16 protein-coding genes are annotated in these 15,691 nt (G+C 72.7%); 12 read left to right on the forward strand and 4 right to left on the reverse strand.

The features are described 5' to 3' along the window. The first annotated feature begins 93 nt into the window (after positions 1-93). The 8 genes from ABZ490_RS31060 (at position 94) to ABZ490_RS31095 (ending at position 9,917) form a co-directional block, all read left to right on the forward strand. Positions 94-1,482 (forward strand): citrate:proton symporter, encoded by a 1,389-nt coding sequence (locus ABZ490_RS31060; RefSeq protein ID WP_358997227.1) that lies wholly within the window; start codon positions 94-96, stop codon positions 1,480-1,482. A gap of 41 nt (positions 1,483-1,523) precedes the next feature. Next, positions 1,524-2,771 (forward strand): MFS transporter, encoded by a 1,248-nt coding sequence (locus tag ABZ490_RS31065; RefSeq protein WP_358997230.1) that lies wholly within the window; start codon positions 1,524-1,526, stop codon positions 2,769-2,771. Positions 2,772-2,862: 91 nt separating this feature from the next. Further along, entirely contained in the window at positions 2,863-3,588 is a 726-nt protein-coding gene (locus tag ABZ490_RS31070; protein WP_358997233.1) for a hypothetical protein, read from the forward strand. Beyond that, positions 3,575-4,366 carry a class F sortase gene (locus ABZ490_RS31075; protein ID WP_358997236.1) on the forward strand — a complete coding sequence of 264 codons (792 nt, stop codon included), beginning with the start codon at positions 3,575-3,577 and terminating at the stop codon, positions 4,364-4,366. Before ABZ490_RS31070 ends, ABZ490_RS31075 begins: the two co-directional genes overlap by 14 nt. A 132-nt stretch (positions 4,367-4,498) precedes the next feature. Beyond that, a complete protein-coding gene (locus ABZ490_RS31080) occupies positions 4,499-5,836 on the forward strand; it encodes an ABC transporter ATP-binding protein (protein ID WP_358997239.1) in 1,338 nt (445 codons plus the stop codon). Between the two features lie 109 nt (positions 5,837-5,945). Continuing rightward, on the forward strand, positions 5,946-7,334 hold the full coding sequence (locus ABZ490_RS31085) for an aldehyde dehydrogenase family protein (RefSeq protein ID WP_358997242.1): 1,389 nt from the start codon (positions 5,946-5,948) through the stop codon (positions 7,332-7,334). Positions 7,335-7,347: 13 nt separating this feature from the next. Continuing rightward, positions 7,348-8,427: a Zn-dependent alcohol dehydrogenase gene (locus ABZ490_RS31090; protein ID WP_358997245.1), complete on the forward strand. Its 1,080-nt coding sequence runs from the start codon at positions 7,348-7,350 to the stop codon at positions 8,425-8,427. 167 nt (positions 8,428-8,594) lie between these two features. Further along, entirely contained in the window at positions 8,595-9,917 is a 1,323-nt protein-coding gene (locus ABZ490_RS31095) for an MFS transporter (RefSeq protein WP_358997247.1), read from the forward strand. Here ABZ490_RS31095 and ABZ490_RS31100 read toward each other — a convergent pair. The 3 genes from ABZ490_RS31100 to ABZ490_RS31110 all read right to left on the reverse strand — a co-directional run bounded on the left by ABZ490_RS31100 (position 9,909) and on the right by ABZ490_RS31110 (position 12,321). Further along, the gene (locus ABZ490_RS31100; RefSeq protein ID WP_358997463.1) at positions 9,909-10,835 is read right to left on the reverse strand and encodes a DMT family transporter; all 927 of its coding nucleotides are present in this window, start codon (positions 10,833-10,835) and stop codon (positions 9,909-9,911) included. The genes ABZ490_RS31095 and ABZ490_RS31100 overlap by 9 nt on opposite strands. A 77-nt stretch (positions 10,836-10,912) precedes the next feature. Continuing rightward, on the reverse strand, positions 10,913-11,623 hold the full coding sequence (locus ABZ490_RS31105; RefSeq protein WP_358997250.1) for a helix-turn-helix domain-containing protein: 711 nt from the start codon (positions 11,621-11,623) through the stop codon (positions 10,913-10,915). Positions 11,624-11,679: 56 nt separating this feature from the next. Beyond that, entirely contained in the window at positions 11,680-12,321 is a 642-nt protein-coding gene (locus ABZ490_RS31110) for a TetR/AcrR family transcriptional regulator (RefSeq protein ID WP_358997253.1), read from the reverse strand. A gap of 69 nt (positions 12,322-12,390) precedes the next feature. Between ABZ490_RS31110 and ABZ490_RS31115 the strand changes: the two genes are divergently transcribed. From ABZ490_RS31115 to ABZ490_RS31125, 3 genes are all read left to right on the forward strand, one after another. Further along, positions 12,391-13,542 carry an acyl-CoA dehydrogenase family protein gene (locus ABZ490_RS31115; RefSeq protein ID WP_358997466.1) on the forward strand — a complete coding sequence of 384 codons (1,152 nt, stop codon included), beginning with the start codon at positions 12,391-12,393 and terminating at the stop codon, positions 13,540-13,542. A 61-nt stretch (positions 13,543-13,603) separates the two neighbouring features. Further along, a complete protein-coding gene (locus ABZ490_RS31120) occupies positions 13,604-13,891 on the forward strand; it encodes a YiaA/YiaB family inner membrane protein (RefSeq protein WP_358997256.1) in 288 nt (95 codons plus the stop codon). Between the two features lie 119 nt (positions 13,892-14,010). Continuing rightward, entirely contained in the window at positions 14,011-14,637 is a 627-nt protein-coding gene (locus tag ABZ490_RS31125; RefSeq protein ID WP_358997258.1) for a TetR/AcrR family transcriptional regulator, read from the forward strand. A 27-nt stretch (positions 14,638-14,664) separates the two neighbouring features. Here ABZ490_RS31125 and ABZ490_RS31130 read toward each other — a convergent pair whose 3' ends face one another. Next, entirely contained in the window at positions 14,665-15,126 is a 462-nt protein-coding gene (locus ABZ490_RS31130) for a MaoC family dehydratase (protein ID WP_358997261.1), read from the reverse strand. A gap of 83 nt (positions 15,127-15,209) precedes the next feature. On the opposite strand from ABZ490_RS31130, the gene soxR reads away from it, so the two are divergent. Beyond that, positions 15,210-15,671, forward strand: a complete 462-nt coding sequence (soxR, locus tag ABZ490_RS31135) for a redox-sensitive transcriptional activator SoxR (protein ID WP_358997264.1) — start codon at positions 15,210-15,212, stop codon at positions 15,669-15,671. Positions 15,672-15,691 lie beyond the last annotated feature (20 nt).

Raw genomic sequence — 15,691 nt, forward strand, 5'->3', positions numbered from 1 at the left:
AACGTCTTGTTAACGCCGATTGAACGGACCTAACGTCAACGCACCGCCGACCCCCAGGTGGGATGTTCAAGGGCGAACGTTAGGTATCCATTCATGTTGACCATCCTCGGCTTCGCCATGATCGCGACCTTCCTGGTCCTGATCATGATGAAGAAGATGTCGCCGATCGCGGCGCTCGTGCTGATCCCGGCGCTGTTCTGCGTCTTCGTCGGAAAGGGCGCCCAGCTCGGTGACTACGTCATCGAAGGCGTCGGCAGCCTCGCCCCGACGGCGGCGATGCTCATGTTCGCGATCGTCTACTTCGGTGTGATGATCGATGTCGGCCTCTTCGACCCGATCGTCCGGGGCATCCTGAAGTTCTGCAAGGCCGACCCGCTGCGCATCGTCCTCGGCACGGCACTGCTCGCCGCGATCGTCTCCCTCGACGGCGACGGCTCCACCACCTTCATGATCACCGTCTCGGCGATGTACCCGCTGTACAAGCGCCTGAAGATGAGCCTGGTCGTGATGACCGGTGTGGCCGCCATGGCCAACGGCGTGATGAACACACTGCCCTGGGGCGGCCCGACCGCCCGCGCCGCGACCGCGCTGAAGCTCGACGCGAGCGACATCTTCGTGCCGATGATCCCGGCGCTGGCCGTGGGCCTCCTCTTCGTCTTCGTCCTCGCGTACGTCCTCGGCCGCCGCGAGCGCAAGCGGCTCGGTGTGCTGACGCTGGACGAGGCGCTGGAGCCCCAGGAGGCCGAGACCGTCCTGGTGGGCGCCGGCGCCGGCAACGGCACCGAGGCGAAGGCCACCGGCGGCGGCACGTCCCTGCCCGAGGAGCCGGAGGACGAGGGCTTCCAGGGCCTCGACCCGAACCGGGCCACCCTGCGGCCCAGGCTGTACTGGTTCAACGCGCTGCTCACCGTCACCCTGCTGACCGCCATGATCATGGAGTGGCTGCCGATCCCGGTGCTGTTCCTGCTCGGCGCCGCGGCCGCGCTCACCGTCAACTTCCCGCACATCCCCGACCAGAAGGCCCGGCTCGCCGCCCACGCCGACAACGTCCTCAACGTCTCCGGCATGGTCTTCGCCGCCGCCGTCTTCACCGGCGTCCTCCAGGGCACCGGCATGGTCGACCACATGGCGAAGTGGATGGTCGACGTCATCCCTGACGGCATGGGTCCCCACATGGCCCTCGTCACCGGCCTGCTGAGCCTTCCGCTCACCTACTTCATGTCCAACGACGGCTTCTACTTCGGCGTCCTGCCGGTCCTCGCCGAGGCCGGTGCCGCGCACGGGGTCACGCCGCTGGAGATGGCCCGCGCCTCGCTCGTCGGCCAGCCCCTGCACATGTCGAGCCCGCTCGTCCCGGCCGTCTACGTCCTGGTCGGCATGGCGAAGGTCGAGTTCGGCGACCACACCCGCTTCGTGGTCAAGTGGGCCGCCCTCACCTGTCTGGTGATCCTCGGGGCGGGCCTGCTGTTCGGCATCATCTGACCCGCTCCCGCTCTCCGAAGTACCCAGTACAGGAGGACCTCGTGAAGCCCGGCAGGAACCGCGGCTGGCTGCTCCGTCTCGTCATCGCCTTCTCCTTCGCGCAGGGGGCGGTGTCGATGGCGCGGCCCGCCGTCTCCTACCGGGCCCTCGCGCTGGGCGCCGACGAACGGGCCGTCGGCGTCATCGCGGGCGTCTACGCCCTGTTGCCGCTCTTCGCCGCCGTACCGCTCGGCCGCCGCACGGACCACGGCCGCTGCGCCCCGCTGCTGCCGGTGGGCGTGGTCCTCATCTCCGGCGGCTGCGCCCTGAGCGGCCTCGCGGGTTCCCTGTGGGCGATGGCCCTGTGGAGCGGGGTGATGGGCCTCGGTCACCTGTGCTTCGTCATCGGTTCCCAGTCGCTCGTCGCCCGCCAGTCCGCCCCGCACGAACAGGACCGCAACTTCGGCCACTTCACGATCGGCGCCTCGCTCGGCCAACTGGTCGGCCCGATCGCGGCGGGCGCCCTGATCGCCCGCGACGACATGGCGTACACCAGCGCGCTCGCCCTGCTCGTCGCGGGCGCGGGCTGCGCGGTCGCGTTCACCTCCCTCTGGCGCATCGAACACCGCGACACGGCGTCCTCGTCCCGTACGGCGGGCGGCGACCGCGTCCCCGTCGGCCGCATCCTGCGCGCCCGGGGGGTCCCGGCCGGCATCTTCGTCAGCCTCGCCGTGCTCTCCGCGACCGACATCCTCACCGCCTACCTCCCGGTGGTCGGCGAGCACCGGGGCATCGCGCCGTCCGTGATCGGCGTCCTGCTGAGCGTCCGCGCGGCGGCCACCATCGCCTGCCGGCTGGTCCTCACCCCGTTGCTGCGGCTGCTCGGCCGGGCGTCGCTGCTCTCCGTGACCTGTCTGCTGGCGGCGCTGCTGTGCGCGGGGATCGCGCTGCCGGTGCCGGTCCGGGCGCTCGGGGTGATCCTCGCCGTTCTGGGCTTCTGTCTCGGGGTGGGGCAGCCGCTGTCCATGACGACGGTCGTGCAGGCCGCGCCCGACGGGGCCCGCTCGACGGCTCTCGCGCTGCGGCTCACCGGCAACCGCCTCGGCCAGGTCGCCGCGCCCGCCACGGCGGGTCTGGTCGCCGGGGTCGCGGGGGTGGCGGCGCCCTTCGTGATGCTGGGCGCGCTGCTGCTGGTGTCCGCGGGAGTGGCCCTGCGCTCCCCGGCGAAGCCCGTCGAGCCGCGCCGCTCCGGCTCCGGCCCCGCGGTGGGCCGTAAGAGGGAAGTAAAGGGCCAGGTCGACGGCGTGTAGGGCGAGGCTCCCGTGGTTCGGCGCGCACATGTGACAAAGAGTCAGAAGAAGAGTGATTTGTATGAAAATCATCTGACTCGGAGGAGCCCGCATGCACGTCACGCCCCGCCCCCGCCGCGCCGGCGCCCGGATCGCCGCCCTCGCGGCCCTCACCGTCGCGGGGAGCGCCCTGGCCGGGGGGCACGCGTTCGCCGCCACCAACGGGGACGTCAAGATCCAGGCGGTCGAACCGCCCGCCACGGGGCCGGAGAACGACCCGCACGTCTGCCTGTTCTACATCGCGGCCTTCAACTTCGACAGCAACGAGACCGCCAACTGGATCATCGAGGGCCAGCCGCCGACCGCCGATCTCCAGGGAACCAGCGGCCAGATCACGGTCGGGACCGACGGCACGGGGCGGAGCGAGGACATCTCGCTCGCCGACGGCCACTACAAGCTCACCTTCTCGACCGTCGAGGGCGACGGCGGCCCGGGCAAGCAGAAGGTCTTCTGGGTCGACTGCGCGACCGGCTCGCCGAGCCCGAGCGGAAGCCCGAGCACCAGCCCCAGCGGAAGCCCGAGCGGCAGCCCGAGCGCCAGCCCCAGCACCAGCCCGAGCGAGACGGAGACCGGCTACCCGACCGGCTACCCCACCGGTGACCCGGGCGGCCCGCACGGCTACCCCGGCGGCCCCCACGGCGGTCCCCCCGCCGGTGGCGGCGGGCTCGCGCGGGACGCCGCGTTCGGGCCGGTGGCCGGTGCGGCGGCCGTAGGCGTGGCCGCGGTCGGCGGAGTGGTCTGGTTCCGGCTCCGTCGCCGTCCGCATGGCGCCGCGTAGACGGAGGCGCAGGCGCAGGCCCTGGTACCGGACGCGCGCCTACCGCCTGACCCGGACGGTCGTCCTGACCGCCACGCTGGTCACGGGATGCGTGCACTGGACCCAGGACGAGGAACCCCCGGGCCCGGCGGCGGCCGGTCCGGGGGGCTCCGCCCGGGTCGCCGGGGCACCCGGCGACCCCGCCGACGGCCGGGGCCCGCTCGCCACGCCCCGTCCCCAGGACGGCGACTCCCGCCCCCGGGGCGCGCCGTCCCCCGGCGCGCCCCGCGACCCCCTCCCGGCGGCCGTCCCCCGGCCCCTCCCGCAGTCCCGGGCCGTCCGCCTCCTCATCCCCTACCTCAGCGTGGACGCCCCGGTCATGGACCTGCGGCTCGACGACCGGAGCCGGCTGCCCGCGCCCGCCGAGCACGACGCCCACCGTGTCGGCTGGTTCGCGGACGGTCCGGGGCCGGGCGGGCGGGGGACCGCCGTCGCCGTCGGGCATCTCGACACCGACAGCGGTCCGGCCGTCTTCGCGGGCCTGTCGGAGCTGAGGAGGGGCAGGCTGATCGAGGTCCGCCGGGCCGACGGCCGTACCGCCGTCTACGCCGTCGACGCCCTGCGCAAGTACGAGAAGGCGCACTTCCCCAACGGGGAGGTGTACGGCGACCGCGGCCGCCCCGAGCTGCGGCTGATCACCTGCGGCGGCACCTTCCACCGCAGGACCGGCTATGACGGCAACCTCGTCGTCTTCGCCCACTTCACCCGCGTCATCGAGCCGGACCCCCGCCCCCGCTGACCTGAACCCGACCGTCCGGTTTCTCACCGGTCGGACCAGGACGCCCGATCCGGGTAATTCTCTTCCCCCGGGCGTGCACAGTCCGTTAGCTTCCGTGACTCACCACATCAGTGAGCCCCCGGGGACACTTCCATGACACGCGCCATATCCCTGCACGACGTCAGCAAGGTCCACACCGGAGGGGTCCGGGCCGTGGACCGGCTGTCGCTGGACATCGAGCCCGGCGAGTTCCTGGTCCTCCTCGGGCCCTCGGGCTGCGGGAAGTCCACCGTGCTCAGAATGATCGCCGGCCTGGAACAGCTCACGGAGGGAGAGCTGCTCCTCGACGGCGTCCGTGCCAACGACCTCGCGCCCTCCGAGCGGAACATCGCGATGGTCTTCCAGAACTTCGCCCTCTACCCGAACATGACCGGCCGCGACAACATCGGCTTCCCGCTGCGCATCGAGACCCCCCGCGCCGACCCGGGCCCGCGGATCGAGGCCACCGCCCGGATGCTCGGCATCGAGGACCTCCTCGACCGCTTCCCGGCCCAGCTCTCCGGCGGCGAACGCCAGCGCGTCGCCATGGGCCGGGCCATCGCCCGCCACCCCTCCGCCTTCCTGATGGACGAACCGCTGTCCAACCTGGACGCCAAACTCCGCAACCACCTGCGCGCCGAGATGTCCAAGCTGACCCGGGAACTGGGCGTCACCACGGTCTACGTCACCCACGACCAGGCCGAGGCCATGTCGCTCGGCGACCGCGTCGCCGTCCTGCGCGGCGGAGTCCTCCAGCAGGTGGACACCCCGCGCGCGGTCTACGCCCTGCCCCGCAACGTCTTCGTCGCCGCCTTCATCGGCACCCCGCGCATCAACCTCCTGCGCGGGGTGGTCCGCGCCCCGCTCGACGGGGCGATGACGGTCGGCCTCGGCAAACAGGCCCTGCGGCTGCCCGAGCCGCTCTGCCTGGACCACCGGCTGCTGCGGGTGCAGCAGGGCCGTGAGGTGATCGTCGGACTGCGCTCGGAGGCCGTGCGGATCGCCACCCTTGCCGAGGCCCGCCCCGAGGAGACCCACATCACCGGGCTCGTGGAGCATGTGGAGTTTCAGGGCCACGAGGTCCTCGTCCACTTCAACACCGGCTCCAGCCCCGCCCTCGTCCCCGAGCTGGAGGCACCCCGCCCGGTCCCGCGCCCGAACCGGCGCCGCCCCCGCGAGGGCGGGGTGCTGGGGCGGCTGCGGGGGCGCGCGGGCGGTCTGCGGGCCGGACCGGTGGGCGTCCTGGACGAGCCGACGGAACAGGACCGGCCGTCCGGTACTCCGCAGGTGCGTGTCCCGGGCGACCTCGTGGTCCGCACCACCCCCGACTTCGACCTCCGCTACGGCATGCAGGTCCCCCTCCTGGTGGACACCGCCCATCTCTTCGTCTTCGACCAGCACGGCGAGCGCATCTGTCCGGCCCCGGCGCGGCTGCCCGACCTGGAGGAGTGAGCAGGCGCACGTCCGTGCGGTGACGCGGCCGTCCCGGCGGCCCCTGGTGCCGGAAAACTAACGACGCTAGTTTAGGGCGCGGACGACCACCACCGCCGGGAGGAACGCGATGAAGGCACACGACGGCATCTATCTCGACGGCGCCTGGCGCCCCGCCGCCGGCCGGGAGGTGATCGAGGTCGTCGACCCGGCCGACGAGCAGGTGATCGCCCGGGTCCCGGCCGGTGACGCCGAGGACGTCGACGCCGCCGTACGGGCCGCGCGCGCCGCGCTCCCCGGCTGGGCGGCCACCCCGCCCGCCGAGCGCGCCGCCCGGCTGGGCGCGCTCCGGGACGTGCTGGCGCGCCGCAAGGCCGAGATCGCCGAGACCGTCACCGCCGAACTCGGCTCGCCGCCCGCCTTCTCGCACGCGGTCCACGCGGGCCTGCCGATCACGGTCGCGGGCTCCTACGCCGAGCTCGCCGCCACCCACTCCTTCGAGGAGAAGGTCGGCAACTCCACCGTCCTGCACGAGCCGATCGGCGTGGTCGGCGCCATCACGCCCTGGAACTACCCGCTGCACCAGATCGTCGCCAAGGTCGCCCCGGCCCTGGCCGCCGGCTGCACGGTGGTCCTCAAGCCCGCCGAGGACACCCCGCTCACCGCCCAGCTCTTCGCCGAGGCCGTCCACGAGACCGGCGTCCCGGCCGGGGTGTTCAACCTCGTCACCGGCCTCGGCCCGGTCGCGGGCCAGGCCCTCGCCGAGCACCCCGGCGTCGACCTGGTCTCCTTCACCGGCTCCACGGCCGTCGGCCGGCAGATCGCCGCCACGGCCGGCGCCGCGATCAAGAAGGTGGCCCTGGAACTCGGCGGCAAGTCCGCCAACGTCATCCTGCCGAGCGCCGACCTCGCCAGGGCGGTCAACGCCGGCGTGGCCAACGTGATGGCCAACTCCGGCCAGACGTGCAGCGCCTGGACCCGCATGCTGGTCCACCGCGACCGCTACGAGGAGGCCGTCGAACTGGCGGCGACCGCCGCCGCCAAGTACGCCGACCGCATCGGCCCGCTGGTGAACGCCAAGCAGCAGGCACGGGTACGGGGTTACATCGAGAAGGGCCTCGCCGAGGGCGCCCGGCTGGTCGCGGGCGGTCCCGAGTCGCCGCGCGAGCGCGGCTGCTTCGTCGCACCGACCGTCTTCGCCGACGTCACCCCCGAGATGACGATCGCCCAGGAGGAGATCTTCGGCCCGGTCCTGTCGATCCTGCGCTACGAGGACGAGGAGGACGCCCTGCGGATCGCCAACGGCACGGTCTACGGCCTGGCCGGCGCGGTCTGGGCGGGGGAGGAGCGCGAGGCGGTCGCCTTCGCCCGGCGCATGGACACCGGGCAGGTCGACATCAACGGGGGCCGCTTCAACCCCCGCGCGCCGTTCGGCGGCTACAAGCAGTCGGGCGTCGGCCGGGAACTCGGCGCGCACGGTCTCGCCGAGTACCTCCAGACCAAGTCCCTTCAGTTCTGAGGAGGTTGCCGCCATGGTCCGTGCCGCCGTGCTCCCCGCCGTGGGTGCCCCGCTGGAGATCGCCGACATCGACCTCCCGGAGCCCGGCCCCGGCCAGGTCCGGGTGCGTCTCGCCGCCGCCGGGGTCTGCCACTCCGATCTGTCCCTGTCCGACGGCACCATGCGGGTGCCCGTCCCCGCGGTCCTCGGCCATGAGGGCGCGGGCACGGTCGTGTCCGTGGGCGAGGGGGTCGCCGGGGTGGCGCCCGGCGACCGCGTCGTCCTCAACTGGGCCCCGTCCTGCGGGAGCTGCCACGCCTGCGGGCTCGGCGAGGTCTGGCTGTGCGCCAACGCCCTGAACGGCTCGGCGGACGTGTACGCCCGCACAGCCGACGGCACCGATCTCCATCCCGGCCTGAACGTCGCCGCGTTCGCCGAGGAGACCGTCGTCGCCGCCTCCTGCGTCCTGCCGCTGCCCGACGGCGTCCCCCTGGTCGACGCGGCCCTCCTCGGCTGCGCGGTCCTCACCGGGTACGGCGCGATCCACCACGCGGCACGCGTACGCCCCGGTGAGACCGTCGCCGTCTTCGGGGTGGGCGGGGTGGGCCTGGCCACCCTCCAGGCCGCCCGGATCGCCGGCGCCTCCACCGTCGTCGCCGTGGACGTCTCCCCGGAGAAGGAGGAGCTGGCACGGGCGGCGGGCGCCACCGCGTACGTGGTCGCCTCCGAACAGACGGCCCGCGAGATCCGCGGCCTCACCGGCAAACAGGGCGTCGACGTGGCGGTGGAGTGCGTGGGCCGCGCCGTCACCATCCGTACGGCGTGGGAGTCCACCCGGCGCGGCGGCCGCACCACGGTCGTCGGTATCGGCGGCAAGGACCAGCAGGTCACCTTCAACGCCCTGGAACTCTTCCACTGGGGCAGGACCCTGTCCGGCTGCGTCTACGGCAACGCGAACCCGGCCGAGGACCTGCCCGTCCTCGCCGACCACGTCCGCGCGGGCCGCCTCGACCTCTCTGCGCTGGTCACCGACCACATCGCCCTCGACGGCATCCCGGCGGCCTTCGAGAACATGCTCGCGGGCAAGGGCGGCCGGTCCCTGGTGGTCTTCTAGGCCTCCCGGGGAGCACCGCCGGTCCTTTTCCGACTCTTTCCCCTCTCTTTGGCCGGGCCCGGTTGCGGGCCCGGCCGAAACGCCCCGTGTGCAAGCCGTTGACCGCATACCGTCCGGTCAGTATGTTCCCCGGAACGTCCCCACCGCACCCCTTGGAGTGTGCACGTATGGACACGTTCCCCACCGCTCACCCGACCTCCACCGCGGCCCCGGCGACCACCCATCGCCGCCGCGTCGCCACCGCCGCCGCCCTCGCCTCGGCCGTCGAGTGGTACGACTACTTCGTCTTCGGCATCGCCGCCGCCCTCGTCCTCGGCGATCTCTACTTCCCGGCCGGCAGCTCCACCGCCGGGGTCCTCGCCGCCTTCGCCACCTTCGGCGTCGGCTTCCTCGCCCGCCCGCTCGGCGGCATCGTCGCGGGCCAGCTCGGCGACAAGCGCGGACGCAAGCCCATGCTGGTCCTCGCCCTCACCCTGATGGGCGTGGCCACCACCGCCATCGGCCTCCTCCCCACCTACGACACCATCGGCGTCGCCGCGCCGGTCCTGCTGGTCCTCCTCCGGGTCGTCCAGGGCGTCGCGGTCGGCGCCCAGTGGGGCGGCGCGATGCTGCTCGCCACCGAGTACGCCCCCGAGGGCAAGCGGGGCGTCTACGGCAGCGTCGTCCAACTCGGCGTCCCCATCGGCGTGGTGACCGCCAACACCGCCTTCCTCCTCGCCGGCGCCCTCACCACCGACACCGCCTTCGCCGCCTGGGGCTGGCGCGTCCCCTTCGTCGTCGGCCTGTTCGTCCTCGTCCTCGCCCGCTACATCCACACCCGCGTCGAGGAGACCCCTGAATTCCGTGCCGCAGAACGGGCGTTGAACGAGCAGGAGAAGTCCGAGCAGAGCTCCCCGCTGCGCGCGGTCCTGCGCGACCATCTCGGCACGGTCCTGCTGGCGGGCGGCTCCTTCGCCGTCAACACCGCGGCCTTCTACATCCTCATCACCGGCGTCCTCGACTACACCACCCGTGAACTCGGCATGGACCGCGGACCCGTCCTCGCCGTCTCCCTCGGCGTCAGCCTCACCCAGCTCGCCCTGATCCCGGTCTCCGCGGCCCTCTCCGACCGTCTCGGCCGCATCCGGATCTACGCCTTCGGCGCGGCCGGCATCGCCCTGTGGGCCGTACCGCTGTTCCTGCTGATCGACACCGGCTCCCTGCTGTGGCTCGCCGTGGGCACCTTCGTCGCCAGCTGCTTCCTCAGCATCATGTACGGCCCCCAGGCCGCCCTGTTCGCCGAACTGTTCACCCCCGAGATGCGCTACACCGGGGCCTCCCTGGGCTACCAGATCGCCGCCGTCGCGGGCGGCGGCCTGGCCCCCTTCGTCATGGTCCTGCTGCTGGAGGCGACGGGCACCTCGCTCGCGGTCTCCGCCTACATCGTCGCCCTCGCCGTGCTCGCGCTGATCTCCATCAAGGTCCTCGCGGGCCGGGCCCGTTCACGCTGACACGTCCTCCCGCCCGGGCCGCGGCTCCACCGCCGCGGCCCGCCGGCCCCCCGACCGCGACACCGCCACACCCGCCAGGCACAGCGCCCCGCCCGCCAGCGTCAGCAGCCCCGGCACCTCGCCCAGCGCCAACCACGACATCAGCACCACCAGCGCGGGCACGGCGTACGTCGTCGCCCCCATCCGCCCGGCCGTCGTGCGGGCCAGCGCGTACGCCCAGGTGGTGAAGGCCAGCGCGGTCGGGACGACCCCCAGATAGACCATGTCGAGCGTCGCGGACAGCGGAGCGTCCGCCGCGTCCCGGACCAGCTGCCCGGCGAACGGCAGACACAGCACCGCCCCCACCGCGCACCCGGCCGCCGTCACCTGGAGCGCGCTCGCCTGCCCGAGCGCCGGCTTCTGCGCCACCACCCCGCCCGCGTACGCCACCGCCGCCGCCAGACACAGCACCACCCCGAGCAGCGAGGACCCGCCGCCACCCGACATCGACAGCCCGACGGTCACCGCCCCCGCGAAGGACACCGCCATCCCCGCCAGCAGCCTCGGCGGCAGGGCGTCCCCGAGCAGCCGTGCGCCCAGCAGCGCGATGAGCAGCGGGCCGATGTTCACGACCAGGGCCGCCGTCCCCGCGTCCACCTGCTGCTCGCCCCAGTTCAGGACCACCATGTACACGCCGAACCAGAGCACGCCCGAGACCGTGATGCCCGGCCAGGCGGCCTTCGGCGGCCACCCCTCACGCCGTACGGCACACAGGACCCCCAGCACCAGCGCACCGGACAGCAGCCGGCCCAGCGCCAGCGCGCCCGGGGAGTACGCGCCCCCGGCGCTGCGGATCGCCACGAAGGCGGACGCCCAGGCGAGAACGGTGAAGCCGGCCGCACCCGCGGCGAGCAGCTCCGGACGACGTGCGGTGTTCATCATGCTCCCGAGGCTAGAGACGTACGGGGGACGGAGCTCGCGGCATTCGGACGGGGAGGTTCGGGTTCCCGCGCCGCTCAGCGCAACGCGCTCCGCCGGATGTCCAGCAGTTCCGCCAGGGCGCGCTCGCCCCGCGCGGTCACCCGGACCGCCCGCTCGGAGCCGATCCGCTCGCACCAGCCCGCGTCGAGGGCGTGCCGGCACAGGGCCGCGCCCGCGACACCGGCGAGGTGCGGACGGCGCTCGGTCCAGTCGAGACAGGCCCGGGCCAGCGGACGGCGGCCCGCCCGGTCCAGCGGGATGCCGGCGCCGGCGAACCAGCGCAGCCCCGCGTCGGTCAGCGCGAAGCCGGTGTCCTGGCGCAGCAGCCCGCGCGCGGTGAGCGCGTCGGTGACCGCGATGCCGAGGCGTCCGGCGAGATGGTCGTAGCAGGTGCGGCCGCGCGCCATCGCCGAGCCGGCGTTCGCCGCCCGCAGCGTCCGGGGGCGCACGGCCGGGTCCGGGGCGACCTGGGCGGCCAGGTCCTCCACGAGCTGGGCCACACGGGCGTCGGCGAGACGGACGTAACGGTGTCTGCCCTGCCGTTCCTCGGTCAGGAGTCCGCCGTGGACCAGCTTGCCCAGGTGCTCGCTGAGGGTGGAGGGCGCCACTTCGGCGTGTCGGGCCAGTTCGCCCGCGGTCCAGGCCCTGCCGTCGAGCAGGGCGAGCAGACAGGTGGCGCGCGTCTCGTCGGCGACGAGTGCGGCGAGGGCGGCCAGGCCGGGTGCCCTCGCGTCCCTGGTGGTCATGTCGTCCAGGATGGGGGACGGACTGTTCGGTGCGGGCCGAAGTGTCGCGGGTGAGGTCAGGACAGGTGACGGTGTTGCGACGCCAGGCCGTCCAGCAATGCCGTCAGGCCCGTCTCGAACGCCCGTTCGTCGATCTTCTCCTGCTGTTCGGCCAGGAGGTGGGCCTGGCCCAGGTGGGGGTAGTCGGCGGGGTCGTAGGCCTCGGCGTCGTCCACGAAGCCGGCGGCGAACGAGCCCAGCGCCGAGCCCATGATGAAGTAGCGCATCAGGGCCCCGATGGAGGTGGCCTGGGCGGGCGGCCAGCCGGCCGCGACCATCGCGCCGTAGACGGCGTCGGCGACCCGGAGCCCGGCCGGGCGGCGGCCGGGGCCCTGGGCGAGGACCGGGACGATGTTCGGGTGGTCGCGCAGGGCGGCGCGGTAGGAGACCGCCCAGTCGTGCAGCGCGGTCCGCCACTCGCGGCCGTCCTCGAACATCGACAGGTCGATCTGGGCGCTCACCGAGTCGGCGACGGCCTCCAGGATCTCGTCCTTGGTGCGGAAGTGGTTGTAGAGCGAGGGCCCGCTGACCCCGAGTTCGGCGGCGAGCCGGCGGGTGGAGACGGCCGCCAGGCCCTCCGCGTCCACCAGCGTCCGTGCGGTCTCGACGATCCGGTCGGTGCTGAGGAGGGGCTTGCGCGGTCGGGCCATGGCGCACATAGTAGGGCTGCGATCGGAAACTAGCAGTGCTAATTTAAATGTCCGGCTTTCAAGTGAGGTGATCTCGTGGTGCATCTGGGGCTCGACGACGAGCAGGAGGCCGTACGGCGACTGGCCCGGGACTTCGTCGAGCGTGAGATCACCCCGCACGTCGTCGCCTGGGACCGCGCCGAGGAGGTGGACCGGGGCATCGTGAAGAAGCTCGGCGAGGTCGGCTTCCTGGGGCTGACGATCGACGAGGAGTACGGCGGATCCGGCGGCGGCCATCTGGCGTACTGCCTGGTCACGGAGGAGCTGGGGCGCGGTGACTCGTCCGTGCGCGGGATCGTCTCCGTGTCGCTCGGGCTGGTCGCGAAGACGATCGCGTCCTTCGGGAGCGAGGAGCAGAAGCGGAGCTGGCTGCCCGGACTGACCTCCGGCGCGCTCATCGGCTGCTTCGGCCTCACCGAGCCCGGCACCGGCTCGGACGCCGGCAACCTCGCCACCCGGGCGGTCCGGGAGGGCGACGAGTTCGTGATCAACGGCAGCAAGATGTTCATCACCAACGGCACCTGGGCCGACGTCGTCCTGCTGTTCGCCCGCTCCACGGACGCCCCCGGCCACCGGGGCGTCTCCGCCTTCCTGGTCCCCGCCGACACCCCCGGCCTCACCCGCCGCACCGTCCACGGCAAGCTCGGTCTGCGCGGCCAGGCCACCGCCGAGCTGGTCCTGGAGGACGTCCGGGTGCCCGCGTCCGCCCTGCTCGGCGCGGAGGGCAAGGGCTTCTCGGTCGCCATGTCCGCCCTCGCCAAGGGCCGGATGTCGGTCGCGGCGGGCTGTGTCGGCATCGCCCAGGCCGCGCTGGACGCGGCCGTGCGGTACGCGGGCGAGCGCGAGCAGTTCGGCAGGTCCATCGCCCATCACCAGCTGATCCAGGAGCTGATCAGCGACATCGCCGTGGACGTCGACGCGGCCCGGCTGCTGACCTGGCGGGTCGCCGATCTGATCGACCGCGGGCTGCCGTTCGCCGTCGAGTCCTCCAAGGCCAAGCTCTTCGCCTCCGAGGCCGCCGTGCGTGCCGCCAACAACGCCCTCCAGGTCTTCGGCGGCTACGGCTACATCGACGAGTACCCGGCGGGCAAGCTGCTGCGCGACGCCCGGGTGATGACCCTGTACGAGGGCACCAGCCAGATCCAGAAGCTGGTCATCGGGCGGGCGCTGACGGGCGTGTCGGCGTTCTGAGTATCCGTCTGAGTACCCGTACGGATGTGGTGCGCGCCACATCGTCGGGATGCTGTCGCCCATGAGTGACACACCGGTCAAACAACAGAACACGGCCGCGTTCTACGGGCAGGCCGTCGCGTCCTTCGCCGTCGCCATGGCGGCCACGGCCATCGGGATCTACCGGATGAACGCCGACGCCTGGGTGCGCGCGTTCCTGGCCGTCGCGGTCCTGTACCTGGTGACCTCCTCCTTCACCCTGGCCAAGGTGATCCGTGACCGGCAGGAGGCGGGGGCGATCGTCAGCCGCGTCGACCAGGCCCGGCTGGAGAAGCTGCTCGCCGAGCACGACCCCTTCGAGAAGATCTGAGCGCGCTACGGGATCCGAACGGGATCCGAGGGTTTCCCCTTGGCTGAGCGGCCACTCTAAGCGGCCGCTCACCTTCGGCGGTATGGTGGGGCGACTGTACCGAGAGGGGCGAGCGAGGGATGAGTACGGCTCAGGAGACGGCCGGCGGCGAGATCGAGCCGTGGGACGAGGTCACCCCTGACGCGGCCCGGCGACTGCTCGTCGCCGCCGTGGAGGCCTTCGCGGAACGCGGCTACCACGCGACGACGACCCGTGACATCGCGGGACGCGCGGGCATGAGCCCGGCCGCCCTGTACATCCACTACAAGACCAAGGAAGAGCTGCTGCACCGCATCAGCCGGATCGGCCACGACCGCGCGCTGGACATCCTGCGCACGGCGGCGGCCGGTGAGGGCAGCGCGACCCGGCGGCTCGCGGAGGCCGTGAGCTCCTTCGTCCGCTGGCACGCGGGGCGGCGCACCACGGCCCGGGTCGTCCAGTACGAACTCGACGCCCTCGGTCCCGAGGCCCGCGCCGAGATCCTCGGGCTGCGCCGGCAGGTCGACGCCGAGGTGCGCGGGATCATCGAGGACGGGGTGACGGCGGGGGAGTTCCAGGTCATCGACGTGCACGGCACCACGCTCGCCGTGCTCTCCCTGTGCATCGACGTGGCCCGCTGGTTCAACGTCGACGGTCCCCGCACACCCGAGGAGGTCGGCGCGCTCTACGCCGACCTCGTGCTGCGGATGGTGGGCGCGGCGGAGTAGGGGCCGCGCCCCTCGGGGGCGGTGAGGCTAGAGGTAGTAGCGGGAGACGGACTCCGCGACGCACACCGGCTTGTCCCCGCCCTCGCGCTCCACGCTGAAGGCGACGGTGACCTGGACGCCGCCGGTGACGTCCTCGACGCCGGTGATCGTCGCCGTGGCGCGCAGCCGGGAGCCGACCGGGACGGGCGAGGGGAAACGCACCTTGTTCGTCCCGTAGTTGACACCCATCTTCACGTTCTCGACGGTGATCAGCTGCGGCCCGAACAGCGGCAGCAGGGACAGCGTCAGATAGCCGTGGGCGATCGTCGTCCTGAACGGGCCCGCCGCGGCCTTCTCCGGGTCGATGTGGATCCACTGGTGGTCGCCGGTGGCGTCGGCGAAGAGATCGATCCGCTTCTGGTCGATCTCCAGCCAGTCGGTGTACCCCAGCTGCTCGCCCACCGCCGCCCTCAGTTCCTCGGCGGACGTGAAGATCCTCGGCTCTGCCATGTCGTCTCGGGCCCTCTCGCGCGGTCTCATCTGCTAAGCGACTGCTTAGCATGGTAGCGGACGGGGGCGGTAGGGTTCGAGGGGTGCCCCAGATTCCCGAGAAGATCCACGAGCTCACGGTCGGGCAGCTCGCCGCACGCAGCGGTGCCGCCGTCTCCGCGCTGCACTTCTACGAGTCCAAGGGGCTGATCACCAGCCGCCGCACCGCGGGCAACCAGCGCCGCTACCACCGCGACACGCTCCGCCGGGTCGCCTTCGTGCGCGCCGCCCAGCGGGTCGGGATCCCCCTCGCCACGATCCGCGAGGCGCTGCTCGAACTCCCCGAGGAGCGCACGCCCACCCGCGAGGACTGGGCGCGGCTCTCCGAGCGGTGGCGGGCGGAACTGGACCGGCGCATCCAGCAGCTCAACCGCCTCCGCGACCACCTCACCGACTGCATCGGCTGCGGCTGCCTCTCCCTGGACACCTGCGTGCTGTCCAACCCGGACGACGTCTTCGGCGACCGCCTCACGGGGTCGCGCCTGCTGGGCGAACGCCGCAAGTAGAGGGGTGGGGACGGTCCCGT

Origin of the sequence: Streptomyces sp. NPDC005811 (assembly GCF_040630405.1) — a bacterium.
In the GTDB taxonomy this organism is placed as follows: domain Bacteria; phylum Actinomycetota; class Actinomycetes; order Streptomycetales; family Streptomycetaceae; genus Streptomyces.

Excerpts from the sequence above, each read along its gene's own strand:
- ABZ490_RS31060 (WP_358997227.1), top strand. The coding sequence starts at position 94 with ATGTTGACCATCCTCGGCTTCGCCATGATCGCGACCTTCCTGGTCCTG.
- ABZ490_RS31070 (WP_358997233.1), top strand. The coding sequence starts at position 2,863 with ATGCACGTCACGCCCCGCCCCCGCCGCGCCGGCGCCCGGATCGCCGCC.
- ABZ490_RS31075 (WP_358997236.1), top strand. The coding sequence starts at position 3,575 with ATGGCGCCGCGTAGACGGAGGCGCAGGCGCAGGCCCTGGTACCGGACG.
- ABZ490_RS31080 (WP_358997239.1), top strand. The coding sequence starts at position 4,499 with ATGACACGCGCCATATCCCTGCACGACGTCAGCAAGGTCCACACCGGA.
- ABZ490_RS31085 (WP_358997242.1), top strand. The coding sequence starts at position 5,946 with ATGAAGGCACACGACGGCATCTATCTCGACGGCGCCTGGCGCCCCGCC.
- ABZ490_RS31090 (WP_358997245.1), top strand. The coding sequence starts at position 7,348 with ATGGTCCGTGCCGCCGTGCTCCCCGCCGTGGGTGCCCCGCTGGAGATC.
- ABZ490_RS31095 (WP_358997247.1), top strand. The coding sequence starts at position 8,595 with ATGGACACGTTCCCCACCGCTCACCCGACCTCCACCGCGGCCCCGGCG.
- ABZ490_RS31100 (WP_358997463.1), bottom strand. The coding sequence starts at position 10,835 with ATGAACACCGCACGTCGTCCGGAGCTGCTCGCCGCGGGTGCGGCCGGC.
- ABZ490_RS31105 (WP_358997250.1), bottom strand. The coding sequence starts at position 11,623 with ATGACCACCAGGGACGCGAGGGCACCCGGCCTGGCCGCCCTCGCCGCA.
- ABZ490_RS31110 (WP_358997253.1), bottom strand. The coding sequence starts at position 12,321 with ATGTGCGCCATGGCCCGACCGCGCAAGCCCCTCCTCAGCACCGACCGG.
- ABZ490_RS31120 (WP_358997256.1), top strand. The coding sequence starts at position 13,604 with ATGAGTGACACACCGGTCAAACAACAGAACACGGCCGCGTTCTACGGG.
- ABZ490_RS31125 (WP_358997258.1), top strand. The coding sequence starts at position 14,011 with ATGAGTACGGCTCAGGAGACGGCCGGCGGCGAGATCGAGCCGTGGGAC.
- ABZ490_RS31130 (WP_358997261.1), bottom strand. The coding sequence starts at position 15,126 with ATGGCAGAGCCGAGGATCTTCACGTCCGCCGAGGAACTGAGGGCGGCG.